Origin of the sequence: Streptomyces sp. NBC_00464 (assembly GCF_036013915.1) — a bacterium.
Taxonomy (GTDB): Bacteria; Actinomycetota; Actinomycetes; order Streptomycetales; family Streptomycetaceae; genus Streptomyces.
The window spans coordinates 1953753-1980257 of the sequence record NZ_CP107899.1; the positions used below are offsets into that span (position 1 = coordinate 1953753).

The 26505-nt window shown below is 70.5% G+C and carries 23 protein-coding genes, 1 tRNA gene, 1 pseudogene and 1 riboswitch; of the genes and pseudogenes, 10 read left to right on the top strand and 15 right to left on the bottom strand.

Features of this window, described 5'->3' with window-relative positions:
* Positions 1–16 precede the first annotated feature (16 nt).
* From prmC to OG912_RS08380, 11 genes are all read right to left on the bottom strand, one after another.
* Complete coding sequence (gene prmC / locus OG912_RS08330; RefSeq protein ID WP_326738782.1) at positions 17–862, bottom strand: peptide chain release factor N(5)-glutamine methyltransferase; 846 nt, start codon at positions 860–862, stop codon at positions 17–19.
* Positions 863–904: 42 nt separating this feature from the next.
* On the bottom strand, positions 905–1981 hold the full coding sequence (prfA, locus tag OG912_RS08335) for a peptide chain release factor 1 (protein WP_326738781.1): 1077 nt from the start codon (positions 1979–1981) through the stop codon (positions 905–907).
* Positions 1982–2133: 152 nt separating this feature from the next.
* Positions 2134–2358 carry a 50S ribosomal protein L31 gene (gene rpmE, locus OG912_RS08340; protein ID WP_326738780.1) on the bottom strand — a complete coding sequence of 75 codons (225 nt, stop codon included), beginning with the start codon at positions 2356–2358 and terminating at the stop codon, positions 2134–2136.
* 164 nt (positions 2359–2522) lie between these two features.
* Positions 2523–3623 (bottom strand): LCP family protein, encoded by a 1101-nt coding sequence (locus tag OG912_RS08345; protein WP_327708810.1) that lies wholly within the window; start codon positions 3621–3623, stop codon positions 2523–2525.
* Positions 3624–4004: 381 nt separating this feature from the next.
* Positions 4005–6053, bottom strand: a complete 2049-nt coding sequence (gene rho / locus OG912_RS08350; protein ID WP_327708811.1) for a transcription termination factor Rho — start codon at positions 6051–6053, stop codon at positions 4005–4007.
* Between the two features lie 387 nt (positions 6054–6440).
* Positions 6441–7358 (bottom strand): homoserine kinase, encoded by a 918-nt coding sequence (gene thrB, locus OG912_RS08355; RefSeq protein ID WP_327708812.1) that lies wholly within the window; start codon positions 7356–7358, stop codon positions 6441–6443.
* Positions 7359–7870: 512 nt separating this feature from the next.
* Complete coding sequence (thrC, locus tag OG912_RS08360; protein ID WP_326738776.1) at positions 7871–8941, bottom strand: threonine synthase; 1071 nt, start codon at positions 8939–8941, stop codon at positions 7871–7873.
* A 6-nt stretch (positions 8942–8947) separates the two neighbouring features.
* Positions 8948–10249, bottom strand: a complete 1302-nt coding sequence (locus OG912_RS08365) for a homoserine dehydrogenase (protein WP_327708813.1) — start codon at positions 10247–10249, stop codon at positions 8948–8950.
* A gap of 125 nt (positions 10250–10374) precedes the next feature.
* A complete protein-coding gene (lysA, locus tag OG912_RS08370) occupies positions 10375–11766 on the bottom strand; it encodes a diaminopimelate decarboxylase (RefSeq protein WP_327708814.1) in 1392 nt (463 codons plus the stop codon).
* 26 nt (positions 11767–11792) lie between these two features.
* Positions 11793–12869 (bottom strand): ArgS-related anticodon-binding protein NrtL, encoded by a 1077-nt coding sequence (nrtL, locus tag OG912_RS08375; RefSeq protein WP_327708815.1) that lies wholly within the window; start codon positions 12867–12869, stop codon positions 11793–11795.
* Positions 12870–12924: 55 nt separating this feature from the next.
* Complete coding sequence (locus OG912_RS08380; RefSeq protein ID WP_327708816.1) at positions 12925–13359, bottom strand: response regulator; 435 nt, start codon at positions 13357–13359, stop codon at positions 12925–12927.
* Between the two features lie 206 nt (positions 13360–13565).
* Here OG912_RS08380 and OG912_RS08385 point away from each other — a divergent pair.
* A tRNA-Arg gene (locus OG912_RS08385) sits at positions 13566–13637 on the top strand.
* Positions 13638–13688: 51 nt separating this feature from the next.
* Positions 13689–13874 (top strand): annotated as a pseudogene (locus tag OG912_RS08390) (DNA-binding protein); the annotation flags it as partial.
* 36 nt (positions 13875–13910) lie between these two features.
* Here OG912_RS08390 and OG912_RS08395 read toward each other — a convergent pair.
* Complete coding sequence (locus OG912_RS08395; protein WP_327708817.1) at positions 13911–14303, bottom strand: hypothetical protein; 393 nt, start codon at positions 14301–14303, stop codon at positions 13911–13913.
* A gap of 367 nt (positions 14304–14670) precedes the next feature.
* Here OG912_RS08395 and OG912_RS08400 point away from each other — a divergent pair, with 367 nt between their 5' ends.
* The 3 genes from OG912_RS08400 to OG912_RS08410 all read left to right on the top strand — a co-directional run bounded on the left by OG912_RS08400 (position 14671) and on the right by OG912_RS08410 (position 16093).
* Positions 14671–15051 (top strand): hypothetical protein, encoded by a 381-nt coding sequence (locus OG912_RS08400; protein ID WP_326738771.1) that lies wholly within the window; start codon positions 14671–14673, stop codon positions 15049–15051.
* Positions 15052–15348: 297 nt separating this feature from the next.
* On the top strand, positions 15349–15618 hold the full coding sequence (locus tag OG912_RS08405; RefSeq protein ID WP_073727336.1) for a type II toxin-antitoxin system Phd/YefM family antitoxin: 270 nt from the start codon (positions 15349–15351) through the stop codon (positions 15616–15618).
* A complete protein-coding gene (locus tag OG912_RS08410; RefSeq protein WP_327708818.1) occupies positions 15608–16093 on the top strand; it encodes a type II toxin-antitoxin system VapC family toxin in 486 nt (161 codons plus the stop codon). The genes OG912_RS08405 and OG912_RS08410 overlap by 11 nt, the downstream gene beginning before the upstream one ends.
* Positions 16094–16155: 62 nt before the next feature.
* On the opposite strand, the gene glyA is transcribed toward OG912_RS08410, so the two are convergent.
* Both glyA and OG912_RS08420 read right to left on the bottom strand, forming a co-directional pair.
* Positions 16156–17439 (bottom strand): serine hydroxymethyltransferase, encoded by a 1284-nt coding sequence (gene glyA, locus OG912_RS08415; RefSeq protein WP_327713372.1) that lies wholly within the window; start codon positions 17437–17439, stop codon positions 16156–16158.
* A 44-nt stretch (positions 17440–17483) separates the two neighbouring features.
* A riboswitch (ZMP/ZTP riboswitch) is annotated at positions 17484–17611 on the bottom strand.
* A gap of 198 nt (positions 17612–17809) precedes the next feature.
* Positions 17810–18013 (bottom strand): hypothetical protein, encoded by a 204-nt coding sequence (locus tag OG912_RS08420; protein ID WP_327708819.1) that lies wholly within the window; start codon positions 18011–18013, stop codon positions 17810–17812.
* On the opposite strand from OG912_RS08420, the gene OG912_RS08425 reads away from it, so the two are divergent.
* A complete protein-coding gene (locus tag OG912_RS08425) occupies positions 17994–19490 on the top strand; it encodes a tetratricopeptide repeat protein (RefSeq protein ID WP_327708820.1) in 1497 nt (498 codons plus the stop codon). The genes OG912_RS08420 and OG912_RS08425 overlap by 20 nt on opposite strands.
* A gap of 255 nt (positions 19491–19745) precedes the next feature.
* On the top strand, positions 19746–21656 hold the full coding sequence (locus OG912_RS08430) for a S53 family peptidase (protein ID WP_327713373.1): 1911 nt from the start codon (positions 19746–19748) through the stop codon (positions 21654–21656).
* A 66-nt stretch (positions 21657–21722) separates the two neighbouring features.
* Here OG912_RS08430 and ku read toward each other — a convergent pair whose 3' ends face one another.
* Entirely contained in the window at positions 21723–22862 is a 1140-nt protein-coding gene (gene ku / locus OG912_RS08435) for a non-homologous end joining protein Ku (protein ID WP_327708821.1), read from the bottom strand.
* 60 nt (positions 22863–22922) lie between these two features.
* On the opposite strand from ku, the gene ligD reads away from it, so the two are divergent.
* The 3 genes from ligD to OG912_RS08450 all read left to right on the top strand — a co-directional run bounded on the left by ligD (position 22923) and on the right by OG912_RS08450 (position 26482).
* Positions 22923–23819, top strand: a complete 897-nt coding sequence (gene ligD, locus OG912_RS08440; RefSeq protein ID WP_327708822.1) for a non-homologous end-joining DNA ligase — start codon at positions 22923–22925, stop codon at positions 23817–23819.
* A 147-nt stretch (positions 23820–23966) separates the two neighbouring features.
* Positions 23967–26150: a HEAT repeat domain-containing protein gene (locus OG912_RS08445; protein ID WP_327708823.1), complete on the top strand. Its 2184-nt coding sequence runs from the start codon at positions 23967–23969 to the stop codon at positions 26148–26150.
* Positions 26147–26482, top strand: a complete 336-nt coding sequence (locus OG912_RS08450; RefSeq protein ID WP_326738753.1) for a zinc-ribbon domain-containing protein — start codon at positions 26147–26149, stop codon at positions 26480–26482. Before OG912_RS08445 ends, OG912_RS08450 begins: the two co-directional genes overlap by 4 nt.
* The last annotated feature ends 23 nt before the right edge of the window (positions 26483–26505 follow it).

Genomic DNA, 26505 nt, shown 5'->3' on the forward strand with positions numbered 1-26505 from the left:
GGGTGGTTTCCGCCGGTCACGGCATGGCCTTGCGGGCCGTGGCGAACCGGGGACGCCTGTTGAGGTCGGGGTGGTCGGCCGCGTCGGCCCAGCCCCGCTCCTCGGTGAAGATCCACGGCACCTGGCCGCCCTGCGTGTCTGCGTGCTCGATGACGACGAGGCCGCCGGGGCGCAGCAGTCGGTGGGCGGTGCGCTCGATGCCGCGGATGGTGTCGAGGCCGTCCTCGCCGGAGAAGAGGGCCATCTCCGGGTCGTGGTCACGGGCCTCGGGAGCCACGTACTCCCACTCGGTGAGCGGGATGTACGGCGGGTTGGAGATGACCAGGTCGACCTGGCCGTCGAGCTCGGGAAGGGCCGTCAGGGCGTCGCCGCGGTGCACGGTGACCCTGGACTCCTCGGCGTTCTTCCGGGTCCATTTGAGGGCGTCCTCGGACAGCTCCACGGCGTGCACGCGCGAGCGCGGCACCTCCTGGGCCATGGCGAGGGCGATGGCGCCCGATCCCGTACAGAGGTCGACGATCAGCGGCTCGACGACGTCCATCGCGCGGACCGCGTCTATCGCCCAGCCGACGACCGATTCGGTCTCCGGCCGGGGCACGAAGACACCGGGTCCGACCTGGAGCTCCAGGTAGCGGAAGAAGGCGCGGCCGGTGATGTGCTGGAGCGGTTCGCGGGCCTCGCGCCGGGCGATGGTCTCCCAGTAGCGGGCGTCGAAGTCGGTGTCCGGCACGTTGTGCAGCTCGCCCCGCTTGACGCCGTGCACGAACGCGGCGAGTTCCTCCGCGTCGAATCGCGGTGAAGGGACACCGGCGTCGGCCAGCCGCTGGGTGGCCTGGGCCACCTCGGCGAGCAGCAGGTTCATCGCGGTTCTCCGTACGGGTTCACGAGCGGGGTGGGGCAGGACTTACGCGGCGGCGAGCTTGGCTGCGGAGTCGGCGTCGACACAGGCCTGGATGACTGCGTCCAGATCCCCGTCGAGCACCTGGTCCAAGTTGTACGCCTTGAAGCCGACGCGGTGGTCCGAGATCCGGTTTTCCGGGAAGTTGTACGTACGGATCTTCTCGGACCGGTCGACCGTTCGCACCTGGCTGCGGCGTACGTCGGACGCTTCCTGCTCGGCGGCTTCCTGGGCCGCGGCGAGAAGCCTCGACCGCAGGATACGCATGGCCTGCTCCTTGTTCTGGAGCTGGCTCTTCTCGTTCTGGCAGGAGGCGACGACACCGGTGGGCAGGTGCGTGATGCGGACCGCTGAGTCGGTGGTGTTGACGGACTGGCCGCCGGGGCCGGAGGAGCGGTACACGTCGATACGGAGGTCGTTGGCGTGGATCTCGACCTCGACCTCCTCGGCCTCGGGCGTGACGAGCACACCGGCGGCGGAGGTGTGGATGCGGCCCTGGGACTCGGTGGAGGGCACGCGCTGCACACGGTGCACGCCGCCCTCGTACTTCATCCGGGCCCAGACGCCCTGGCCGGGCTCGGTGGCCCCGTTGCCGCCCTTGGTCTTCACGGCGACCTGGACGTCCTTGTAGCCGCCGAGTTCGGACTCGGTGGAGTCGATGATCTCGGTCTTCCAGCCGACGCGCTCGGCGTAGCGCAGGTACATGCGCAGCAGATCACCGGCGAACAGGGCGGACTCGTCGCCGCCCGCGCCCGCCTTGATCTCCAGGAGCACGTCCTTGTCGTCGCTGGGGTCACGGGGTACGAGCAGGAGGCGGAGCTTCTCGGTGAGCTCCTCGCGCTCCTTCTCCAGGTCCTTGACCTCGGCGGCGAAGTCGGGGTCGTCGGCGGCGAACTCGCGGGCGGTCTCGATGTCGTCGCCGGTCTGCTTCCAGGAGCGGTACGTCGCGACGATCGGGGTCAGCTCGGCGTAGCGCTTGTTGAGCTTGCGCGCGTTGGCCTGGTCGGCGTGGACCGACGGGTCCGCGAGCTTCTTCTCGAGATCGGACTGTTCGCCGATCAGTTCCTCGACCGCCTCGAACATCTTCGGGCTCCTGGTTTCTACGCTCATTCGTGCCTGCCGGCCGGCGGATGCCTGCCGGGCGGGATACGGGGTTGCCGTCGTCCCGGCCGGAAAAAAACGCCGGTCCCGGCGCCCCCGGGAAGAGGGCGCCAAAGGACCGGCGCAGTGGCTCGCTACTTGCTGGCGGAGCCGGCGGCCTTGCCGAAGCGGGCCTCGAAGCGGGCCACGCGGCCACCGGTGTCGAGGATCTTCTGCTTGCCCGTGTAGAACGGGTGGCACTCGGAGCAGACGTCGGCACGGATGGCGCCGGCGTCCAGGGTGGACCGGGTGGTGAACGACGCGCCACAGGTGCAGCTGACCTGGGTCTCGACGTACTGGGGGTGAATGTCGCGCTTCAAGGGTTTCTCCTAGGTTCGGGAGGGCGCCGGGTCGTACGCGCGGATTGCGCGTCCGTGAACCGGGGCCGACGTACCAGTCTGCCAGGACTGGCCGTATCTCCCAAAACGGGGGTCGGCCGCCCACTATTCCCGGGCGGCCCGGATCGCGGCCTCGGGGCGGGCCGCTACTGCACGATCTGCCCGGCGTCGCCCTTGTCGCCCGCCGACTTCTCGGTGGCGGAGGCGGGAATCGGCTGATCGTGGAGGAGTGCCGTCCACACCTGCCGGCCGGCCTTCTCCTGCGGGATGACGCGGTTCGGGTCGGCCGGGTCGTACTCGACGGGCAGCGTCACCATGTGGACGTCGTCCGAGCCGAGCCCCTTGAGGCCGCTCGCGAAGCTCGCGAGTTCGGTGACCGAGCCGAGGTCGGAATCGGTGGTGATGGCCTTGGTCGCGGTGTCCGCGATGCCGTACAGCTTGGTGCCGTCGAGGATGCCCACGCTCTTGGCCTGTTCCATCAGCGCCTTGATGAAGGCCTGCTGGAGCTGGATACGGCCGAGGTCGCTGCCGTCGCCGACGCTCTTGCGGGTACGGACGAGGCCGAGAGACTGCTCGCCGTCGAGGGTGTGGGTGCCGGGTTCGAGGTCCAGATGGCTCTTGGGGTCGTTGATCGCCTGCGTGGTGGTGATCTCGACCCCGCCGAGCTTGTCGACCAGCTTCTTGAATCCGGTGAAGTCGACCTCGATGTAGTGGTCCATGCGGATCCCGGACATCGACTCGACGGTCTTGACCGCGCAGGCCGGTCCGCCGACCTCGTACGCCGTGTTGAACATCGCGCGCTGCTCCCCCGCCACCGGCTCTCCGCTCTCGTCGCCGGTGCACTCGGGCCGGGTGACGAGGGTGTCGCGCGGAATGGAGACGACGCTCGCCGTCTTGTGGCCCTTGTTGACGTGCACGACCATCGCGGTGTCCGAGCGGGCGCCGCCCTGGTCCTCGCCGTACTTCGCGTTCGCGCCCGAACGGGAGTCGGAGCCGAGCACGAGGATGTCCTCGGAGCCGTTGTCGACGTTGTCGGGGCGGTCCTTGCCGAGGGCGTTGTTGATGTCGACGGCCTTGAGATTGCCGTTGAGGTGGAAGTACGCGTAGCCGAGCCCGGATCCGCCGACGACGACGAGGGCGGCCAGGCTCCACGCGGCTATGACGGTCGCCCTGCGGCGGCGGGACGGCTTCCTCCGGCGCTTGCCGGTGGCCCGTATTCGGCTGCTGCTCCCGCTCTGGTCACTCATCCGTCTCCTCGTGTCCTCGGCTGCTCCCGGCTACCCCCTGCAGTGGTGTGCGGGTCCGTATGCCGCTTTGTCGCCCATGGCGTCACACGTGGTGTCGCTCTTGGTTACGACGAGGCGGCGACAAGAAGGGTTGCACAGGGCCCTGTGGCCTCCGGGTAAGCCCGAGGCCGGTCCGTGGGTGCGGAGACAGCCGGTGATCCGGCGCTCACCTGCGGTTTCTTGCCCGGTACAGGCAATGCGGCGGCCCTGTCCCGCCCTGCGGCCGTGTGGCGAAGGTCTCGGGAGGGGCGGCGACGGGTACGGCTGCCGGGCGACGGCACAGGGCCGCCCCCGGCACCGAAGTGGCGGGGGCGGCCCTGTGTGCTGCCGGAGGGGCTCGAACTAGTCGTTGTTGCCCGGGGCCGGCGTCGTCTTCTGGATCTGGAGCAGGAACTCCGCGTTGGACTGGGTCTTCTTCATCCGGTCCAGGAGGAGCTCGATCGCCTGCTGCTGGTCCAGCGCGTGGAGCACCCGGCGCAGCTTCCAGACAATCGCCAACTCGTCGCTGCCGAGCAGGATTTCTTCCTTACGGGTGCTGGACGCGTCGACGTCCACCGCCGGGAAGATGCGCTTGTCGGAGAGCTTGCGGTCGAGCTTGAGCTCCATGTTGCCGGTGCCCTTGAACTCCTCGAAGATCACCTCGTCCATGCGCGAGCCGGTCTCGACGAGCGCGGTGGCCAGGATGGTCAGCGAACCGCCGTCCTCGATGTTGCGCGCCGCACCGAAGAAGCGCTTCGGCGGGTAGAGCGCGGTCGAGTCGACACCACCGGACAGGATGCGTCCGGAGGCCGGGGCCGCGAGGTTGTACGCGCGTCCCAGACGGGTGATCGAGTCCAGCAGGACGACGACGTCGTGACCCAGCTCGACGAGACGCTTGGCGCGCTCGATGGCCAGCTCGGCGACCGTGGTGTGGTCCTCGGCGGGACGGTCGAAGGTCGAGGAGATGACCTCGCCCTTCACCGACCGCTGCATGTCGGTGACCTCTTCCGGACGCTCGTCGACCAGGACGACCATCAGGTGGCACTCGGGGCTGTTGACCGTGATCGCGTTGGCGATCGCCTGAAGGATCATGGTCTTACCGGTCTTCGGCGGGGCCACGATCAGGCCTCGCTGGCCCTTGCCGATCGGGGCGACCATGTCGATGATCCGGGTGGTCAGGACGTTGGAGTCGGTCTCCAGACGGAGCCTGTCCTGCGGGTAGAGCGGGGTCAGCTTCTGGAACTCGGGCCGGCCCCGGCCGGACTCCATGCCGTTGACCGAGTCGAGGCGGACCAGCGCGTTGAACTTCTCGCGGCGCTCGCCGTCCTTGGGCTGGCGCACCGCACCGGTGACGTGGTCACCCTTGCGCAGACCGCTCTTGCGGACCTGGGCGAGCGAGACGTACACGTCGTTCGGGCCCGGCAGGTAGCCGGAGGTCCGGATGAACGCGTAGTTGTCGAGGATGTCCAGGATGCCCGCGACGGGGATCAGGACGTCGTCGTCGGTGACCGGCGGTGCGTCGCTCGCGAAGTCGTCGCGGCCACGACGGCCACGGCGGTCGCGGTAGCGGCCCCGGCGGCCACGACGGCCGCCCTCGTCGTCGAAGTCGTCCTGCGGTCCGCCGCCGCCCTGCTGGCCCTGGCTCTGCCCCTGGCCGCCCTGGCCGCCGCCCTGACCGCCCTGGCCACCCTGACGCTGACGCTGGCCGCCCTGGCCACCGCCCTGCTCGTCACCCTTGCCGCGGCGGTCGCGCTGACGGTCACGGCGCTCGCCGCGCTCGCCCCGCTGGCCGCGGTCCTGGCGGTCGCCGCGACGGCCCTCGGCGTTGTCCGCGGCGGCTTCGGCCTTGGACTCGGAACGGTCCTCGGCAGGAGCCTCGTGCTTCGGCTCGTCCTGCGTGCGGTCCTTGGCCTGGGCCTTGGTGTCCGACTTGCTGTCCGGGCTGCCCGCCTGCGCGGTCGCACGGCGCCGACGACGCTCGCCCGTGGGCTGGTCGTCGCTGGCCGGCTGGCCGGGGATGTCGATCTGCTGCTGGGCGGCAGCCTTCTCGGCGGGCGCGGCGGCCGGGGTCTCGTCCCCTGCGCCGGTGCGCGCCTTGGAGGTGGCCCGGCGCTTCGGCTTGGTCTCCGCCTCTTCGGCGGGGGCCGCGGCGGCCTTGGCCTTGGGCGCGGAGGAGCCGCCGGCCTGGGTCTCCTTGATGACCTCGATCAGCTGGCTCTTGCGCATCCGCGCAGTGCCCTTGATACCGAGGCCGGACGCGACCTGCTGCAGCTCGGCCAGGACCATGCCGTCAAGGCCGGTGCCGGAGCGGCGGCGCCGTGCGGTGGTGCCAGTGGCAGCACCTTCGGCGGGCGCAGCGCTGTCGACGCTCTTGTCGGCAGTCACGCCCATCAGATCGGTGGTGTCGCTCACGAAGGGTCCTTCCCTGGAGCGGACGTCGGCCTTCTGGCTCGGCGACCGGTTGTGCTGTCCGACTGCGGTCTTCGGTGCGGACCGTGCCGGGGCGGTGGTCCGCCGGATAGGTACGGCGGAGAGATGAACGTGTGCATGGGCCCGGCGCGAGCATCCCCCTGCTCGGCCCACTCCTGGACAAGCGAGGGGTGTCGTGCCGGTTCCGGAGCGTGCTCGAAACTGCTCAGGCAGGCTGCTCAGGCAGTTGGGGAGGCTCCCGGAAGAAATGGTGGTCCCGGAAAGGGACACGAAGCAACGCGCCACATAGACGTCGGTTGCAGACTTGAGGTTAACACTACCGGCTCCAACAAACATTCCCCCTCTCACTCACCGGCAATCACTTCTCGGCTAAGGCGCGAGCGGCAGCACGCTCGCGCCCCGGGCGTCGAGAGCGAGCCGGTCGGCCGCCCATCCCTCGCCCGCCAGCCGTGCGACCTTGTCGGCCGTACCGTCCTCGGCCAGCGCCAGCACGGTCGGACCGGCGCCGGAGATGACCGCGGGCACGCCGTCGGCGCGCAGCCGGTTGACGAGTTCCACGCTCTCCGGCATCGCCGGTGCGCGGTACTCCTGGTGGAGCCGGTCCTCGGTGGCCGTGAGCAGCAGCTCGGGGCGCCTGGTCAGGGCCTCGACGAGGAGCGCGGCGCGGCCGGCGTTGAAGGCGGCGTCGACGTGCGGGACGGTGCGGGGCAGCAGTCCGCGGGCGGTCTCGGTGAGCACCGGCTTGCCGGGGACGAAAACCACCGGAACGATGGAATCTGCGGGATCCATCCTGATGGCGCGCGCCGATCCCCCGTCCATCCACGCAAGCGTGAAGCCGCCCAGCAGGCAGGCCGCGACGTTGTCCGGATGGCCCTCGATCTCGGTGGCGAGCTCCAGCAGGGCCGCGTCGTCGAGGCGGGCGTCACCGCCGGTCGTCACGGCTCGGGCGGCGACGATTCCGGCGCAGATGGCGGCGGAGGAGGAGCCGAGGCCGCGGCCGTGCGGGATGCGGTTGGCGCAGACGATCTCCAGCCCGCGGGGCTGTCCGCCGAGCAGGTCGAAGGCCGTGCGCAGGGACCGTACGAGCAGGTGCTTCTCGTCGCGGGGCAGCGTGTCCGCGCCCTCGCCGGCGATGTCGATGTGCAGCCCGGAGTCGGCGACCCGGACGACTACGTCGTCGTACAGGCCCAGCGACAGGCCGAGGGCGTCGAAACCCGGGCCCAGGTTGGCGCTGGTTGCGGGGACGCGCACCCGGACGGCGGCGGCTCGGAAGGCGGGACCGGCCATCGCTCTGACGACTCTCCTTGTGAGGCGGCGGGGAATTCGAGGAGCTGCGGGGTATTTCGGGACTCTTCGCGGCTCTTCGGGTTCTGCTCTGTGCGGCTCTTCGGGTTGTTCCGGGGCTTGGGGATTTCGGGGGTCTGCGGGTGTGTGGGGATTCTTCGGGGCGAATGCGGCGGCGGGTGTGACCTGACCCCGGAAATGAACCGACGGCCGCAACGGCCCGAGCACCCCGGCTTATCCGGCGGGGCGGGTTGCGTACAGCTTATCGAAGGAAGGTTCTGTCGCGACATAGGGCGCACAGGAGGCGCACGATGCGTGTCGCACACCTCCGATGCGCTCGCCGCCCTGAAAAGGGACGTTTGAGCCGTCTTTCTGACGAACCGTTGCCCCGGACCGTTGACGCGGACCGCCACCCCGATCCGTCACCCCGGGCCACTGACACGGCCGCACCCGGGGACCGTCGTCCGGTCCGGGGGTGCGGCCACGCTGCGGCGGGTGCCGGGTGCCGGGTGTCGCTACGCGAGGCCCAGCTTCTCGGCGGCGGCGACCGCGTCGACCGGGACGGTGACGGGCTGGGGAGCGCCGGCGACGGCCCAGTCCGGGTCCTTGAGCCCGTTACCGGTGACCGTGCAGACGATCTTCTGGCCGGGGTCGACCTTGCCCTCTTCGGCGGCCTTGAGCAGACCGGCGACGGATGCGGCCGAGGCGGGCTCCACGAAGACGCCCTCCTGCGAGGCCAACAGGCGGTAGGCCGACAGGATCTGACGGTCCGTCACCTCGTCGATGAAGCCGCCCGACTCGTCCCGCGCGGCCAGCGCGTACTGCCAGGACGCCGGGTTGCCGATCCGGATGGCGGTGGCGATGGTCGACGGGTCCTTGACGATCTCGCCGCGCACGATGGGCGCGGAACCGGAGGCCTGGAAGCCCCACATCCGCGGGGTGTGCGCGGCCATCGCGTCCTTGGCGTACTCCGTGTACCCCTTCCAGTACGCGGTGATGTTGCCCGCGTTGCCGACCGGGAGGACATGGATGTCCGGGGCGTCGCCGAGCGCGTCGACGATCTCGAAGGCGGCTGTCTTCTGGCCCTCGATGCGGACCGGGTTGACCGAATTGACCAGCGCCACCGGGTAGTTGTCCGAGAGCTGGCGGGCCAGCGTCAGGCAGTCGTCGAAGTTGCCGTCGACCTGGAGGATCTTGGCGCCGTGCACGAGCGCCTGGCCCATCTTGCCGAGCGCGATCTTGCCCTGCGGTACGAGGACGGCGCAGACCATTCCGGCCCGTACCGCGTACGCGGCGGCGGAGGCGGAGGTGTTGCCGGTGGAGGCGCAGATGACGGCCTGCGCACCCTCCTCCTTGGCCCGGGTGATGGCCATGGTCATGCCGCGGTCCTTGAAGGACCCGGTGGGGTTGGCGCCCTCGACCTTGAGGTGCACCTCGCAGCCCGTGCGCTCGGAGAGGACCTGAGCGGGAACGAGCGGCGTACCGCCCTCACGGAGCGTGACGACAGGCGTTGTGCTCGTGACCGGAAGACGGTCCCGGTACTCCTCGATGATGCCGCGCCACTGGTGGGTGCCCTTGGTGGTCATGGGTCCTTACTCCCCTTCAACACGCATGATGCTGGCGACACCGCGCACGGTGTCGAGCTTGCGCAGCGCCTCGACGGTCCCGGAAAGGGCGGCGTCGGGCGCGCGGTGGGTGACGACGACGAGCGAAGCCTCGCCACTGTCGTCCTGTCGGCCTTGCTGGCGGACCGTATCGATCGATACGCCCTGTTCGGCGAAGACCGTCGCGACCTGGGCGAGTACGCCAGGCTTGTCGGCCACGTCGAGGCTGATGTGGTACCGCGTGACGACGTCGCCCATGGGGCTCACCGGCAGACGCGTATACGCGGACTCGCCGGGGCCGGGGGCCTCGTTGAGTTTGTTGCGGCAGACCGCGACGAGGTCACCGAGGACCGCGGAGGCGGTCGGTACGCCACCGGCGCCGGGGCCGTAGAACATCAGCTGCCCGGCGGCCTCCGCCTCGACGAACACCGCGTTGTACGCCTCACGGACGGAGGCCAGCGGGTGGCTGAGCGGGATCATCGCGGGGTGCACGCGGACCGTGACCGACTGCCCGTCGGCCGCCCGCTCGCAGATGGCGAGGAGCTTGACGGTGCAGCCCATGCGGCGCGCGGAGGCGATGTCGGCGGCGGTGACCTCGGTGATGCCCTCGCGGTGCACGTCGCCGATCTTCACGCGGGTGTGGAAGGCAATTCCGGCGAGGATCGCGGCCTTCGCCGCGGCGTCGAAGCCCTCGACGTCGGCGGTCGGGTCGGCCTCCGCGTAACCGAGGGCGGTGGCCTCGTCGAGCGCCTCGGAGTAGCCGGCGCCGCTCGTGTCCATCTTGTCGAGGATGAAGTTCGTGGTGCCGTTGACTATGCCGAGGACCCGGTTGACGTTGTCACCGGCGAGGGACTCGCGCAGCGGCCGTACGAGCGGGATGGCACCGGCCACGGCGGCCTCGTAGTAGAGGTCCCGGCCGTGCTTCTCGGCGGCGGCGTGCAGGGCGGCGCCGTCCTCGGCGAGCAGGGCCTTGTTGGCGGAGACGACGCTCGCGCCGTGCTCGAAGGCGGTGGTGATGAGCGTACGGGCGGGCTCGATGCCCCCGATGACCTCGATGACGACGTCGATGTCGCCCCGTTTCACGAGGGCGGTCGCATCGGTGGTGATCAGCGCGGGGTCGATGCCCTCGCGGACCTTGGAGGGCCGGCGCACGGCGACACCGGCGAGCTCCACCGGCGCGCCGATGCGCGCGGCGAGGTCGTCGGCGTGCGTCGTCATGATGCGAGCCACCTCTGAGCCGACCACGCCACAGCCCAGCAGCGCCACCTTCAGCGGACGCGTACGCATCATCCGACCTCGTTTCCTTTACATCTGATGTGTGAACCAGTCTCACTCACCGGACGGGGGTTTCCGCCACCCGTCCGGATCCTGAGATGTTTAGTGAGATCCCGGGGTGTCCCCCGGGAAATAAAGCATCAGCCGACGTCGAGACGCAGAAGATCTTCCTCCGTTTCGCGCCGGACGATGACCCTGGCCTGTCCGTCGCGCACGGCGACGACGGGCGGACGCAGGGCGTGGTTGTAGTTGCTCGCCATGGAGCGGCAGTACGCGCCGGTGGCGGGTACGGCGATCAGGTCGCCGGGGGCCAGGTCGGACGGCAGGAACGCGTCCTTGACCACGATGTCACCGCTCTCGCAGTGCTTGCCGACGACGCGGACGAGCATCGGCTCGGCGTCCGAGCTGCGCGAGACGAGGGCGACGCTGTACTCGGCGTCGTACAGCGCGGTGCGGATGTTGTCCGACATGCCGCCGTCGACGCTGACGTACGTACGCAGCCCCTCCAGGGGCTTGATGGTGCCGACCTCGTACAGCGTGAAGGCCGTGGGCCCGACGATGGCGCGGCCGGGCTCGACGGAGATCCGGGGGGTGGCGAGCCCGTTGGCCTCGCACTCGCGGGTCACGATGTCGCCGAGCGCCTTGGCGATCTCGTGCGGTTCGCGCGGGTCGTCCTCGGAGGTGTACGCGATACCGAGGCCGCCGCCGAGGTCGATCTCGGGCAGTTCGATGCCGTGCTCGTCGCGCACCTCGGCCAGCAGCTGCACCACGCGCCGGGCGGAGACCTCGAAGCCGGCCATGTCGAAGATCTGCGAGCCGATGTGGGAGTGGATGCCGATGAGTTCGAGCCCGTCGAGGGTGAGCGCCCGGCGAACGGCCTCGGCGGCCTGTCCGTCGGCCAGCGCGATGCCGAACTTCTGGTCCTCGTGGGCGGTGGCGATGAACTCGTGGGTGTGCGCCTCGACGCCGACGGTCACCCGGATCTGTACGGGCTGGCGCCGGCCGAGACGCTGCGCGATGTGGGCGACCCGGACGATCTCCTGGAAGGAGTCGAGCACGATCCGGCCGACACCGGCCGTGATGGCCCGCTCGATCTCGTCGACGGTCTTGTTGTTGCCGTGGAACGCGATGCGCGCGGCGGGCATCCCGGCGTCCAGTGCGGTGGTCAGCTCGCCACCGGAGCAGACGTCGAGGTTGAGCCCCTCCTCCTGGAGCCAGCGCACGACCGCGCGGGAGAGGAAGGCCTTGCCGGCGTAGAAGACGTCGGCTCCGGGCCCGAACGCGTCGGACCAGGCACGGCAGCGGGCCCGGAAGTCGGCTTCGTCGAGGAAGTAGGCCGGGGTGCCGAACTCCTCGGCCAGCCGGGCGACTTCGATCCCGCCGACGGTCAGGGCGCCGTGCTGGTCCCGGGTGACCGTGCGGGCCCAGACCTTCTCGTCCAGGACGTTGAGGTCCTCGGCGGGGGCGCTGTAGTGGCCCTCCGACATGACGTCGGCGTGACGGGGCCCGGCGGGGTGTGCGGATCGGCTCATCGTGTTGCTCTGCTCTCTCGGGTCTCTCAGAGGTATTGGGGTGCGCTGATACCGAGCAGGGACAGGCCGCCGGCCAGCACCGTCCCGGCGGCCTCGGCGAGGGCGAGCCGGGTGCGGTGGGCGGCCGAGGGTTTCTCGTCCCCGACGGGGAGGGGTGAGGCGGCGTCGTGGAAGTCGAGGAAGGCGTGCGCGACCGCTTCCAGGTGCCGGGCGAGCCGGTCGGGGGCGCGGTGGTGCGCGGCGGCGGCGAGGACGGCGGGGTGGTCGGCGAGGAGGTCGAGGAGGGACTGTCCCTCGGGTCCGGGGGTGTCGCCGAGGTCTTCGCCGCGCGCACTCGTGAAACCGAGGAGCGCCGCGCCGCGGGTCAGTGCGTGGGCGCGGGCGTGGGCGTGGCGGACCAGGAAGAGCGCGTTGTCCTCGCCCTGGACGAGGAGGTCGTTACCGAGGGGGGCGCGGTCGTGACCGGCGGGCCGCAGGAGCCCCCAGCGGGTGGCGTCGGGCCCGAGCCGGTCGAGCAGCTCGCCGGCTGTGGCGCCGGCGGGGACGGGGCGTATCCGCGCCGTCTCCGCCGAGGATGTTCCCTGGGCATCGACGGTGACGCCCAGCCGCGCCCAGTCCGGGTCGGCCTCGTCGTCGCAGCTGATGCGCACCCGCGCGCCCTGCGCCCGCGCGAGGGCGCCCACCGCGTCGGCGGTGACGGCGGCCCGGACCTCGCGGGCGTGGCCGAATTGCAGCGGTGTCCCGGCGAGAGCGTCCCCGTGCCCGTACCGCAGCCCCTGCTCCCGCACCCGGCCCACAAGCGCCCCGTGCGCATCGGCCGTGGCGTCGAGGGTGAAGTTCAGGAACCCGGGCCCGGTGATCTCGACCCGCCCGATCCCGGGCGCACCGGCCACCCGCTCCCGCAGGATCTCGGCCACTTCCCGCGCGGTCAGCTCGGCGGGGCCGGCCAGCTGGAGGGCGACCGCGCTGGCGTAGTCGCCGCGTCCGCCGGGCCGTGTCCTCTCCACCCGCACGCGCGCGGGCACGGGCGCGCGCAGGACGTGCTCGTCCACGGCGCGGCGCACGGCGTGCAGCACGGTCGCGGAGAGATCGGCGGGGGTCACGGGACAAGCGTAGGCGAGGGTGGGGGGCCTTTCGCGAACGCGTTTCGCCATCCGGTCAGCCGGTGGCACTCTCCGCCCGCCCGGCCCCCTGCCTGCCATCGAGCACCGGCGGCCGCCCGCACTCCATCAACTGCCGTACGACTCGCACCAGCTCGCTCGGCTCGAAGGGCTTGGCAAGGAACGCGTCGACGCCTGCCGCGACACCGTTGTCCACCTCGTACGGCGTGCAGGCGCTGATGATCGCCACGGGCAGATCCCGGGTGCATGGATCGGAGCGCAGCCTGGTGGCCGTCTGCAGACCGTCCAGCCGGGGCATCACGACGTCGAGCGTGATCACGTCGGGCCTGACCTGATGCACCAGATCCAGACACTCGACACCATCGGCCGCGGTCACGACCTCGAAGCCCTCCAGCTCGAGATTGACCCTGATCAACTGCCGGATGACCTTGTTGTCGTCGACAACAAGCACGCGGCCGCAAGCCCCTGACACCCTTCGAGAGTAGGCGGGGCGGAGTGCCTGCGTCCGGGTTTTGCCCACTTCCGTCCCCGGACGGGTGGCGCGAGGGGTGGCCGGAAGTACGTGCGAGGGCCGGGGCGGGGCCGCCGCCACCCCGGCAACGACGCGGAAATACCTGTTCACGGGCACCCGGCGGAAGCTGGTAGTGTTTCACCCGTCGCAGAGCAACACAGCGATACGCCCCCGTAGCTCAGGGGATAGAGCATCGGCCTCCGGAGCCGGGTGCGCAGGTTCGAATCCTGCCGGGGGCACTTCGCAGGAAGTGCCAAAAAAGACCTTCTGACCAGCGGAAACGCTGAGCAGGGGGTCTTTTTCATGCACGCCGAGCGAGAGGCCGTGCGGTCACATCGGCCGTCCCCCTTGTAGAGGTGGCCCACCCCCGCATCAACCACCCCGCTCTGGAGCGGCCGCTGTCGCGCCTTGTCGTCCAGCCCGTCACCGAACCGGTGGCACGCCACGCGTCGGTTCTGCTCGACAAAGCCGGCCTCGACTTGCGGTCTCCATGGCACGTCGACAGCAACCCGTCAAAGGCCCTCAATGACGGGGGCCTCTGACAGTGCCCGCAAGATCCTCTTAAGATCTTCAGCCGCCGCCGCACAGAATTCCTGATCCCTCTCCCGAATCACATCCATCGCCTCGTTAAAGTTCTGACCATCCGGCCCGGCCTCTTGGATCAGGCGGGTGGGTACGATCATCCAGTTTCTGACTGACCTGAATGTCCACTCGACCTGTTCAGGCGCTTCCCGCACGGCCGAATCAAACACTGCCTTCAGCTCTTCATGAGGTTCGGCGTAGCGCCACCCGACGAATGCAACCTGGAGATAGCCATAATAGGGATGACGCTCCACCGGCGACCTGAACCACACCACATCGCCGAATCGACTCAGCACCTGCCTGGCCCGCCCGTTGCGCTTCATACCCGCCTCACCCTCCGGCCTCAACGCCGCCCCCATGGGGGCACACCCCACGGACCTCGCCTCCATCCCGCTATCCGGAATGGCCTATTCCTACCCCGCGCCTCGGTCTGGCACTCGGGCCGCTCATGGCGTAATAGCGTCACTTCGCCTGGACCTCTTCACTTCCGGTCGATCGGATGATTGAGTCCGCAATGGCATGATTGCATCCACTCATGCACGCAGATTGCGTGAATTCGGAAAGCATTCTATCTTCCCTGCATTCCTTCGCGGCATCCAGTTGCGAAGCTGTTTGGCTACCTGAAAAGTACTGGCGGCTGGGGACAGGAACACGCCTGCACCCACCCGCCGCAGGTCCGAGAGGCTAGAAATGTTCAAGAACGCGTTCACCCGCACGCTCCTGGCAGGAGCCGGCGCGGCCACGCTGGTACTGGGTGTGTCCGGTACCGCCAGCGCCGCGGACTCCACTCTCTGGTGGAGCATCCCGAACGACGCTGCTCGCGGATACATGAAGCACATCGACGACGGCGACACCTTCAAGATCTGTGACACCCTCGCCGACGGCTACGGCATGACCGGCATCCTTGAGGAGTACACGGGCGGGAAGTGGGTCGAGAGGGGCCGGCAGGACGACGGCGGCGACAGCGGCTGCGACAGCTTCGGGTACAACGTGCTCACCGGTCACAAGTACCAGATGATCCTCTGGTGGAACGCCGACCCCTCCGGCGTCGTGAAGTCGATCTCCGAGTAGGACGCGACGGCGCCGGAGGCCCCTGTTCCGGTCGAGTGACGCCCACGCGCCAAGGCGCCGCTCGGCCCCGTGCTTCCGGGAAGCCTGGGTCCGTGTGGTCCCGGACGACGTGCAGGTCAGACCGACATGACCTGCACGTCGTACTGCGGAATCCAGCGGTTCCGGGTATCCGGCGCCAGCCCTTCGGCCTGCGCCTGCGCTGGGCTGAGTCGCCCGCAGAACCTCGGGCTGCCGAAACCCCCGCACACGGTGCTACCAGGTAGCACATGGCGGCCGCACCTCGCGTACCGTGGACCCATGAGCGCCCAGCCAGAGATCACCCAGCGCGATCTTCGTAACCGGTCCCGCGAGATCATGGATGCCGTCCAAGGCGGACAGTCGTTCACCGTGACGCGGGACGGGCACCAGATCGGCGAGCTGATTCCCTTGCGGAGGCGTCGGAGGTTCGTCCCGCGCGAGGAGTTCGCCGGCATGTCCCGCACCGCTCCCGATATCTCGTTGGACGCCTTCCGCGCCGATCAGGACCGTACGGCCGAGCAGGGAACGGACGACCCGTATGCCCGTTGAAAACGACGTCGTACCGTCGCCCCTCACCTTCCGACAGGGGCTGCTCGACACCAACATCATGATCCTGCGTCGGTGGATCGACCTTGCGGAGTTGCCGACAGAAATGGCGATCAGCGCCATCACCCTGGCTGAGCTCTCCGCCGGACCGCACGAGGTCCGGCGGAACGAGGAACAGTCCGACTACGACGAGCATGCCGAGCGGGCCAGGCGGCTGGACGTGCTGCAACGGGCGGAGAACGAGTTCGATCCCATCCCGTTCGGAGTGGAGGCCGCCCGTATCTACGGCAGGGTCTGCGCCGCCGTGATCGGCGCGGGCCGCAAGCCGCGGCGGCGCATCGCGGATCTGATGATCGCGGCGATCGCCATCGCCGAGGAGCTTCCGCTGTTCACCACGAACCCGGATGACTTCAAGGGACTGGACGATCTCCTCACCGTGGTGCCGGTGACGCGCCCCAAGGATCTCCACGAGCGGTGACGAGCGGGTTGCGCCCGGGCGGGGCGGCACCGGGGCGTTCCCGGTGCCGCCCCGCCCATACCTCAGGCCACCGGCAGCCCCGGCGCCGGGTACCCGTCCATCAGGGCCTTCACCTCGGCGCGGACCGCCGTGACGGTGGACTCGTCGCCGGTGCGGGCCGCGGTGACCACACGGTCGATCCAGCCCGCGACCGTGGCCATCTCCGAGGCGGGGACGCCCCGTGAAGTCAGGGCCGGGGTGCCGATCCTGATGCCCGAGGGGTCGAAGGGCTTCCGGGTGTCGTAGGGGACGGTGTTGTAGTTGACGACGATACCGGCGCGGTCCAGGGCCTTGGCCGCGGTCTTGCCGGGGACGTCCTTGCCCGTGAGGTCGATCAGGAGGAGGTGGTTGTCCGTGCCTCCCGAGACGAGGTCAAAGCCGCGGGCCGCCAGTTCCTCGCCCAGGGTGCGGGCGTTGGTCACCACGTCGTGGGCGTAGGTGCGGAAGTCCGGTGCGGCGGCCTCACGCAGGGCCACGCCGATGGCCGCCGTGGTCTGGTTGTGCGGGCCGCCCTGGAGGCCGGGGAAGACAGCGCGGTCGAGGGCGCGGGCGTGTTCGGCACGGCTCAGGAGCATCGCGCCGCGCGGGCCGCGCAGGGTCTTGTGGGTGGTGGTGGAGACGACGTCCACGTGCGGGGCGGGCGAGGGGTGCGCGCCGCCGGCGATCAGGCCCGCGATGTGGGCGATGTCCGCGACCAGGACCGCGCCCACCTCGCGGGCGATCTCGGCGAAGCCGGCAAAGTCGATCTCCCGGGGGACGGCGGTGCCGCCGCAGAAGATCAGCTTGGGGCGTTCGGCGAGGGCCAGGTCGCGGACCTCGTCCAGGTCGACACGGCCCGTGTCGCGCCGCACCCCGTACTGGACGCCGTTGAACCAGGTGCCGGTGGCCGAGACGCCCCAGCCGTGGGTGAGATGGCCGCCCATGGGGAGCGACATGCCGAGCACGGTGTCGCCGGGCTTGAGGAAGGCCAGGTAGACGGCGAGGTTGGCCGGGGAGCCGGAGTAGGGCTGGACGTTGGCGTGGTCCATGCCGAAGAGCGCCTTGGCCCGTTCGACGGTGAGCGTCTCGACCTGGTCGATGATCTGCTGGCCCTCGTAGTACCGCTTGCCGGGGTAGCCCTCGGAGTACTTGTTCTGGAGGACCGTGCCCGACGCTTCGAGGACGGCTGCGGAGACGTAGTTCTCGCTGGGGATCAGGCGGAGGGTGTCGGCCTGGAGCTGTTCCTCGGCGGCCACCAGCGCGGCAAGCTCCGGATCGGCTGCCGCCAGCGCGGGGTGGCGGGGGTGCGAGGGTACGGATGCGGTCACTGTCACGGGATCCTCCCGGGTCGGCCGCGTTGCTGCGGCGTGGACCCGGATGCCCAGGCGGACGGCTCTCCGGCGATGACGAACCCGGGCAGGCCCGGGATGCACCGCTCCCTCGTGGTCGATTCCACTGAGCATCCCCCGGAGGGGATGCGCGCCAGTCGCGGTGTCTCGCACCCTACCGGGCGGGGCGTTCCGGGGCTGGGCATCCGGGCGCCCGAAGGAGCGCGAAGGGGCGCAAGGGGCGTGCGGAGTGTCCAGTTCCGCCCTGGTTCACACCCCTTCGGATGTGAGTGGACAGTGAAGAACGTGGGCAGATTCATCGGGACGGAGTCGGGGCTCAACGGTGGGGGGACCGTATGGAGTCGGGGGATCAGCAGCGCGCGGAGTCCGGGACGTGGGCGGTGCCGCCTCGGCCGGCACGGGCACCGCTGTCGGCGGGACAGTCGCCGCCACCGGGGCAGGTGCCGCCCGGGTGGGTGCCCCCGGACCGGCCGTCCGGGCCGCCGCCCGCGGAGCCGCCGGGGCCGGTGCCGCCCGGTGCGGTGGTGCGTGCGGTGGCCGTCGCCCTGCTCAATCTCACCGGTCTCGGGCTCGGGTATGTCCTGGTGCGCCGGTGGTTCCGCGCCTTCCTGTGCTGGGTGGCGACGGGCTGGCTGCTGCTCGCGGCCCTGCCCGCCGATCCCGACGGCATGTCCGGGGGCCTGGTCACCGGGTATCTGCTCGCGCTGGCCGTCGCCGCGGGCGACGGTGCGTGGACGGCGCGGCGCGCGGCGGTGGGCGGGTCCTGGCGGCCGGTGGTCGCGGCCGGAGCGGGGCTCGTCATGCTGGCGGTTCCTGCCGGCGGTGCGGTGTACTACGGCTCCGCGCAGGACGAGGCGGTCGAGCAGATGCTGCTCGACCGGCTGGACGAGGGCAACCGCACGGTCGAGGCGGCGTCGGCCAAACCCTTCGGGGCGGCTCAGCAGGACTACCGTTCGGCGCTCGCCGTCTACCGCGAACTCGGTGAGGACCATGCCGGATCGCGGGCCGGAAAGCTCGTACCGGCGCGGCTGGACGCGTACTACCGGGCCATAGCAGCGCCGTACCGACAGAAGAAGCACTGCGAGGCCATTGAGCCGCTGACCTATCTGCGTTCGGTGCCCGACTCGATCGATCCCGGGCTGCTGGGCGATCTGGCCCGGTATCCCGACGAGCCGCTGGCCATTTCCCTGTACGCGTGCGGGGTCTCGCAGTTGCGGGACGGCTCGGCGGGAGCGAGCGGCGGGGCGCTCGGCGAGCTGCTGCGTACGTTCCCGGGGTCCCCGCAGGCCGGGCAGGTCGGGCCCGCCGTCTCGAAGGAGATCGCGGCGCGGACGGGCGCGGTGCGCGGCGACGACCCCTGCGCGGCGACGGAGCAGCTGCGCCAACTGCGGGCGACGACGGCCTCGTTGCCCGGCAAGGACATCGCGGCGCTGACCAAGGACGCCGACGGGGGAATCAGGGACGGCGTCTACGCCTGCGGGCTGGACGAGTTCAAGGACAAGGAGTTCGGTGAGGCGCGCAGGACGCTGACCGGTTTCGCCGACACCTACCGGAAGGACAAGCGCCGGGGACGGGCCCAGGACATCGCGATCGCCGCGGAGATAGCCGACACCCGGCCGGAGGCCGGGAAGCGGCTGCCGCCCGGGAGTGCGCCGGGCAGTGCGCGGATGGAGCTCGTCATCTCCAACGACGCCCCGGACGGGGTCGAGATTCTTTACACGGGGCCGGTCACGGGCCGGGTGGCCATCAAGGGCTGCGGGAGCTGCACGTCGTACTCCTGGTCGACGGGGGCTCTCAGAGCGTGCAAGAGCACGGGGAAGAGCTATCCGCACGTGACACTGCGGTTGCCCGCGGGCGAGTACCACTTCCTCTACAAGCACCGCGAGGGCTCCGCCGGCTCCGGGGCCGATGCCACCAGCTACGCGGACGGTTCGAAGATCGAGCCCGGCTACCGGTACACCGGGTGCACGTATGTGACCTCCTCGACGTCCTTCGGCAGCGGGCTGATAGACCCGGCAGCCGCGGGCTGACCTGTCGTCGGTCATCCGGATCGGTCAGGAGTGACCGGACAACGTGCCCGATACCCGCCGATTCGGCGCGAACCGGCGGTGGTCCAGGCCACCTTGGCTGATTCTTGGTGAATGCATGCCCCATACATGAGGCGTTCCTCGCCAGAGTGGCGCATTACATGCGCACATCATTCGGCACATGCGCCACACGCGAGACCCACATCGCAGGGGGTTACTTTGAGAATCAGCCGCGCCCGACGACGCGCCGGGCTGAGCATGGCGGCGACACTGCCACTGCTCGCCGGTGCGCTCGCTCTCGGGATACCCAACGCCAGCGCGGATTCCGCGCCGAGCGGCCGGGACGCGCTGCAGGGCACCAAACCGGCCTGGGCCACCGCCACGGCCGACCGGGGAGCAACGGCCGACAGCGGAAAGGTCGCCGTCCGGGTCCACCTCGCCGGGCGGGACGCGAAGGGGCTGGCCGCCTACGCGGCAGCCGTCTCCGACCCGCAGTCGCCGTCGTACGGGAAGTACCTGAGCGCCACGCAGGCGCAGGCGCGGTTCGGGGCCACCCAGGACCAGATCGACCGGGTGAGCCGGTGGCTGGAGTCCAGCGGGCTGACCGTCACCGGCGCCAACCAGCACTACGTCTCGGCCACCGGTGAAGTAGCCCGGACCGAGAAGGCGTTCAGCACCCAGCTGCACAACTACCGCAAGGGCAGCCGGACCTATCGCGCCCCTGCCTCCACCGCCTCCGTGCCCGCCGCGCTCAGCGATGTCGTACTCGCCGTCTCGGGCCTGGACAACGCACCGCACAGGTCGAGCCACGACGAGGTGCTGCCGCCGCCGGACGCGGTGTTCCGCAACTCCGGCCCGTTCTCCTCCTACTTCGGGTCGAAGACCGCCTCCACCCTGCCGAGCGCGTACGGGGCCAAGGTGCCCTACGCGGTCAAGGGGTACACCGGCAAGCAGCTGCGCGCCGCGTACGGGGCCGGGAGTTACACCGGCAAGGGAGTGACCGTCGCGATCACCGACGCGTACGCCTCCCCCACCATCGCGCAGGACGCCGCCGAGTACGCGAAGCGCAACGGTGACGCGCCCTACCGGCACGGCCAGCTCAGCCAGGTGCTGCCGGACGACTACACGAAGACCGAGGAGTGCGGGGCCTCCGGCTGGTACGGCGAGGAGACCCTCGACGTCGAGGCCGTGCACGCGGTCGCGCCGGATGCCGGCATCGTCTACGTGGGCGGCGCGTCCTGCTACGACAACGACCTGCTGGACTCGCTGAACAAGGTCGTCGACTCCCGGCTCGCGGACATCGTCTCCAACTCGTGGGGCGACGTCGAGGCCAACCAGACCCCTGACCTGGCGCTCGCCTACGACCAGGTGTTCAAGATGGGCGCGGTCGAGGGCATCGGCTTCTACTTCTCCTCCGGCGACAACGGCGACAACGTCGCGTCCACCGGCACCAAGCAGATCGACGTGCCCGCCAACTCCGCCTGGGTGACCTCGGTCGGCGGTACGTCCCTGGCCGTCGGCAAGGGCGACACGTACAAGTGGGAGACCGGCTGGGGCACGACGAACGCTCCCCTGTCGGCGGACGGCAAGAGCTGGACCGGCTTCCCCGGCGCCTACACCTCGGGCGCGGGCGGCGGCACCAGCTCCACCGTGAAGCAGCCGTTCTACCAGCGCGGCACCGTGCCGGACTCGCTGGCGAAGGCGAACGGGAAGACCCGGATGCGCACGGCCCCGGACATCGCGGCCGTCGCGGACCCGAACACCGGTTTCCTGGTGGGCCAGACCCAGACGCTGCCGGACGGATCGCTGGGGTACGACGAGTACCGCATCGGTGGTACGTCGCTTGCGGCGCCGGTCATCGCCGGTGTCCAGGCCCTGGCGCAGCAGGCGCAGCGCGGGCGTCCGATCGGTTTCGCCAACCCGGCGATCTACGCCCGCTCCCACACGAAGGCGTACCACGACGTGACGGACCACCCGCTGGGTGCCGGCCATGATCTCGCGGTCGCCCGGGTGGACTTCGTCAACGGTGTCGACGCGGCGGACGGCCTGCGGACCTCGGTGCGCAGCCTGGGCAAGGACGCCTCGCTGTCGGCGGTGCGGGGCTACGACGACGTGACGGGTGTCGGTACGCCGGCCTCCGGCTATGTGAGCTCGTACCGCAGGCGCTGAGCCTTGCGGTACGTGACGGGGCGAGCCGGCCGTCACGGGGCACAGTGCCCCGTGACGGCCGGCTCGTTACGCAGAGGCCCGTTTGCGCGAGGCGGTCTTGGTCCCGCTCTGCTTCTTGGCCGCCGTCTTCTTGGACGCACCGGTCTTCGACGCCGCCTTCTTCGCGCCGGACCGGCCGCTGGACGCGGTCTTCTTCGCCGCCGGCTTGCTCGTACTCGCCGTGGACTTCTTCGCCCCCGAGGGCTTGGGCGAGGAGGAAGCCGTCTTCCGGGCCCCGCCGGATCCGGCGCGCGACACCGACTTGCCCGTGGGGGTCTTACGGGTGGTGGAGCCGGACGGCTTGCGGTCGGCGATCGAGGTGACCTTCGCGACCTGCGCCTCTTCCTCGCCTTCCTCGCCTTCCTCGTCCGCCTCGCCCGCCTCGCCCTCCCCGCGGGCCTCCTTCGCCGCCCGGACGCTGTTCTCCAGGGCCGCGAGGAGGTCGATGACCTTCCCGCCGGATTCACCGGCCGCGGCCGGCTCCAGGGTCTCGCCGGAGGCCTTGGCCGCGATGAGCTCCTCGACCGCCTCGCGGTAGTCGTCGTGCAGCGATTCCATGTCGACCTCGCCGAGCGTGTCCATCAGGGCGTCCGCAAGGTCGAGTTCGGCGTCCCGGACCGACACGTCACTCTCCGGGGCGACCCCTTCGGGAGCCCGGATCTCGTCCGGCCAGAGCAGGCCGTGCATCGCGATCACGTCGTCGACCACCCGCAGCATGCCAAGGCGCTCCCGGCCGCGCAGCGCGTACTTGGCGAGGGCGACCTTCTGGCTGCGCTTCAGCGCCTCGCGCAGCAGGGTGTAGGGCTTGGCCGCCGGCACGCCGTTCGCGGAGAGGTAGTACGCCGCGTCCATCTGGAGCGGGTCGATGGAGTCGGCCGGCACGAAGGCGACGATCTCGATCGTCTTGGCTGTGGGCAGCGGCAGCGCGCCGAGGTCCTCGTCGGTGATCGGGATCAGCGAGCCGTCCGCGTCCTCGTACGCCTTGCCGATGTCGGCGGCGGTCAGCTCCTCGCCGTCCAGTTCGCACACCTTGCGGTAGCGGATGCGGCCGCCGTCGGTGACGTGGACCTGCCGGAAGGAGATCGCGTGGTTCTCGGTGGCGTTGACCAGCTTGATCGGGATGCTGACCAGCCCGAAGGAGATGGCGCCGTTCCATATGGACCTCACCGGTCACCCCTTACATCCGTTATGCCCGTACTCATCCATTTTTCGTGTGATTCTTATCGTATGACGCCGATCACAGTGGTGGAGGGGCGGCGGCTGTCGCTCAGCAACCTGGACAAGGTGCTGTATCCGGCCACCGGCACCACCAAGGGCGAGGTGCTGCACTACTACGCGGCCACGGCGGCCGAGGCTCTGCTGGCACATCTGCGGGACCGGCCGCTGTCCTTCCTGCGCTATCCGGACGGGCCGGACGGGCAGCTGTTCTTCACCAAGAACCCACCGCCCGGTACGCCGTCCTGGGTACACACCGCCCCGGTGCCGCACCACGAGAGGGAGCAGGCCAGGCAGGTCGTCGTCCAGGACCTCGCCTCGCTGATGTGGGCGGCCAACCTGGTGGTGGAGTTCCACACCCCGCAGTGGCGGGCCGACACCCCGGGGCTGGCCGACCGGATGGTGTTCGATCTGGACCCGGGAGCACCCGCGACGGTCGTGGAGTGCTGCACGGTCGCGCTCTGGCTGCGGGAGCGGCTCGCCGCGGACGGACTGGAGGCTTACGGGAAGACGTCCGGGTCCAAGGGGCTGCATCTGCTCGTACCGCTGGAGCCCACCGCCTCCGAGCGGGTGTCGGCGTACGCGAAGGAGCTGGCCGTCCAGGCGGAGCGGGAGCTTCCGGATCTGGTGGTGCACCGGATGAGGCGGGCACTGCGGCCGGGCAAGGTGTTCGTCGATTTCAGCCAGAACGCGGCGGCGAAGACCACCGCCACCCCCTACACCCTGCGCGCGCGTGCCGAGCCGTCCGTGTCCGCGCCGGTCACCTGGGCGGAGATCGAGAAGTGCCGCAGCCCCGGGGAGCTGGTCTTCCTGGCCGGTGACATGGCGCAGCGGCTGGCGCGGTACGGCGATCTGCTCGCACCGCTCACCGAGCCGGACCGGGGACGGCCGATTCCGGACAGTCCGTAGGGCTTTCCGTGTCCGGGACATACCGCATCGCCGCAGGCATTGTCATGTTCAAGGGCAAAAGGCGGGAGGGGGCGGGCGGATTGTCCGAGCGGTGGTGCACACTCTGCGCAGACACTGCTTCGTGGGAAACCGTGGGGAGGCGATGGCGTGTTCGCGGGGATCGACGAGGTCGACTGGGCCTCGATGGAGCATGCCTACGGGCCTGCCGATGATGTGCCGGGGCTGCTTCAGGGCCTGGCGTCCGCCGATCCGTCGAAGCGCGAGGCCGCGCTGGACGGTATGTACGGGGCCGTCCACCACCAGGGTGATGTCTATGCCTGCACGCTCGCCTGCATCCCCTTCCTCTTCGAGCTGGTCGTCGATCCGGCGGTCCCGGACCGCGGGGGCATCGTCGAGCTGCTGACCAGCATCGGCGGCATCGACATCGACGAGGAGGACATCTGCGGGGCCGAGGACGAGGCCGAGGGTGCGGCGAACTACGCGATGGCGGCGGCCGCCGTCAGCGCGGGTGCCGGGGTCTTCTTCGCGCTGATGGCCGACGAGGACCCGGGGGTGCGGGTCTCCGCCCCGCTGGCGCTGGCCACCCTGCACGGCAGTCCGTCCCGCGTGCTGGCCCTGTTGCGCGAGCGGCTGGCGGTGGAGCCGGACGACGAGGTGCGGCTCGCCCTGGTCGAGGCCGCGGGGCGGGTGGCGCTGCGCCATGGTCTGCTGACCGGGCGGATCGCCGACTGGCTGAGCCGGCTGGCCGCCGAGGCGAATCCGCCGGGGCTGCGGCTGGCGGCCCTGGCCCAGCTGGCGCGGTGCGCGCCCGAGGCGCTGCCCGGCGACGTGGTGCGGGTGGTGGCGGGTCTGCTGCGGCAGTTGCGCTCGGCCCCCGAGGCCCCCGAGGCCTCCGGGGTCCCCGGTGTCCCCGGGAGTGCGGAGGTCCCGGAAAGCGCGGAGGCCCCCGAGCCGGGGTGCCGGACGATCGGGGCGCAGGGCGATCCCGATCCCGCCGCCGAGGCCGCACCGGTGACCCTGGTGGGGCAGCTGCGGGCCGTGTCGGCCGAGGAGCGGACCGGGCGTACCGCGCCCTGGACGGCCGATCTGCTGCGCACCCTGCATGTGGGCCTCGACGACCGGGTCGCCGACCGGACGGCTTTGCTGACCGATCAGTTGTGCAGCCCCGACCCGGGGCAGCGCATCGACGCCGTCCGGATGAGCAGCGGGCTGATCCGGGCCTGGCGCGGTTCCTACGAGGAGCTCGTCCGGCTCGTGGGCGAGCAGCTCACCTCGGACGAGCCGAAGCTGGCCGAGGCCGCCTCACACGTCCTGGAGGAGCTCTTCTGTCTGGCCGCACCCGCGGCGGACGCGCTGGCGGCCCGGGTCGCGGCGGATCCGGGCGCCTGGGTGAAGGAGTGGGCGAGCGGGCCGCCGGGGCTGGGCAGCACGGTGAAGGCCCTGGCCCGGCTGGGCGACGCACGCGCGGTGCCCGCGCTGGCGGCGGCGCTGGAGCGGCCCGAGGTGCCGCATGACGTGGGGTTCGCCATCGGGTATCTGGGGCCCGCCGCCGCGCCGCTGGCCGGTGTGCTGCGCCGCCGGCTGAGCGAGGTCGGGCTGGACGAGGAGGCGTACGACCGGGCGAGTCCGCTGCTCGCCGGGCTGACCGCGCTCCGGGCGGGCGAGGCGGCGCCGGATGTGCTGCGGATCCTGCGCGGGGCACCGGAGTACCGGGGCGAGTGGCTGCGTACGGCGGCGCTGCGGGCGCTCGGCTCGTTCGGGCCGGCGGCGCACTGCGCGGTCCCGGAGCTGCGGGCACTGATGCGCCGCCCCGGGACGGCGGGGGCCACGGAGGCGGCCGAGGCGCTGTGGGCGGTCGACGGGGACGCCGGGGCGGTGCTGCCGGTCCTGATCGAGGGGCTCCAGGCGGAGCACGCGCGCGAACAACGGGCGGCGGCGAGCGCGCTGGGCCGGCTCGGCGCACACGCGGCGGTGACGGCGCCGCGGCTGCGGGCGCTGCTGCGGCACGAGGAGCTGTGGCTGCGGGTGGACGCGGCGATCGCTCTGTGGGAGGTTTCCGGACGGGCCGAGGAGTCCGTTCCGGTACTCCTCACGGCCTGGGAGAAGAACCGTCATGTCAGGGTTCGGGTGGCCGAATGCCTGGCGCGGACGGGGGCTGCTGGTGCAGGGTCGGACGCGGCACACGTGCTGCACGCCGAGCTCGCCTCCGTACGCCGTCACAACGCGATGGACGGCGGCTACGGCAGCCACGACACATACGAGGACGAAAAGCTGCTGGCGCTCTGCCGCCGGGCGCTCCTGGGGAATACGGGGAAGGGACCCACAACATGATCATTTTCGGTACGCGAGGCTATCTCTACCAACTGGCGGTCCTGACGCTGGTCTGCGGCTGGTGCGGGAATCCGGCCGCGCACACCCTGCGCAAGCGGGTGACGAAGTTCACGCTGTTCTTCGTGCCGCTGTTCCCCTTCTCCACGAAGTTCGCCACCCAGTGCACCTTCTGCGGCGGTGAGCAGAAGATCCCCAAGGAGCAGGCCGATCAGCTGCTGGCCCAGCACGTGGCCGCACAGGGCGAGAACCCCTTCGGTCAGTCCCAGCAGCAGCCGGGATACGCTCCGGGCGCTCAGGGCCAGGGGCAGGGCCAGAACCCGTATCAGCAGTAAATACGCATAAGGCACTTCCTTCC

What these genes read in the sequence shown, in the direction of transcription:
- ligD (WP_327708822.1), top strand. Translation starts at nt 22,923, where the DNA reads ATGACGCCGATCACAGTGGTGGAGGGGCGGCGGCTGTCGCTCAGCAAC.
- OG912_RS08450 (WP_326738753.1), top strand. Translation starts at nt 26,147, where the DNA reads ATGATCATTTTCGGTACGCGAGGCTATCTCTACCAACTGGCGGTCCTG.
- OG912_RS08405 (WP_073727336.1), top strand. Translation starts at nt 15,349, where the DNA reads ATGAGCGCCCAGCCAGAGATCACCCAGCGCGATCTTCGTAACCGGTCC.
- OG912_RS08395 (WP_327708817.1), bottom strand. Translation starts at nt 14,303, where the DNA reads ATGAAGCGCAACGGGCGGGCCAGGCAGGTGCTGAGTCGATTCGGCGAT.
- prfA (WP_326738781.1), bottom strand. Translation starts at nt 1,981, where the DNA reads ATGTTCGAGGCGGTCGAGGAACTGATCGGCGAACAGTCCGATCTCGAG.
- OG912_RS08345 (WP_327708810.1), bottom strand. Translation starts at nt 3,623, where the DNA reads ATGAGTGACCAGAGCGGGAGCAGCAGCCGAATACGGGCCACCGGCAAG.
- prmC (WP_326738782.1), bottom strand. Translation starts at nt 862, where the DNA reads ATGAACCTGCTGCTCGCCGAGGTGGCCCAGGCCACCCAGCGGCTGGCC.
- OG912_RS08410 (WP_327708818.1), top strand. Translation starts at nt 15,608, where the DNA reads ATGCCCGTTGAAAACGACGTCGTACCGTCGCCCCTCACCTTCCGACAG.
- OG912_RS08400 (WP_326738771.1), top strand. Translation starts at nt 14,671, where the DNA reads ATGTTCAAGAACGCGTTCACCCGCACGCTCCTGGCAGGAGCCGGCGCG.
- lysA (WP_327708814.1), bottom strand. Translation starts at nt 11,766, where the DNA reads ATGAGCCGATCCGCACACCCCGCCGGGCCCCGTCACGCCGACGTCATG.
- thrB (WP_327708812.1), bottom strand. Translation starts at nt 7,358, where the DNA reads ATGGCCGGTCCCGCCTTCCGAGCCGCCGCCGTCCGGGTGCGCGTCCCC.
- OG912_RS08365 (WP_327708813.1), bottom strand. Translation starts at nt 10,249, where the DNA reads ATGATGCGTACGCGTCCGCTGAAGGTGGCGCTGCTGGGCTGTGGCGTG.
- OG912_RS08430 (WP_327713373.1), top strand. Translation starts at nt 19,746, where the DNA reads ATGGCGGCGACACTGCCACTGCTCGCCGGTGCGCTCGCTCTCGGGATA.
- thrC (WP_326738776.1), bottom strand. Translation starts at nt 8,941, where the DNA reads ATGACCACCAAGGGCACCCACCAGTGGCGCGGCATCATCGAGGAGTAC.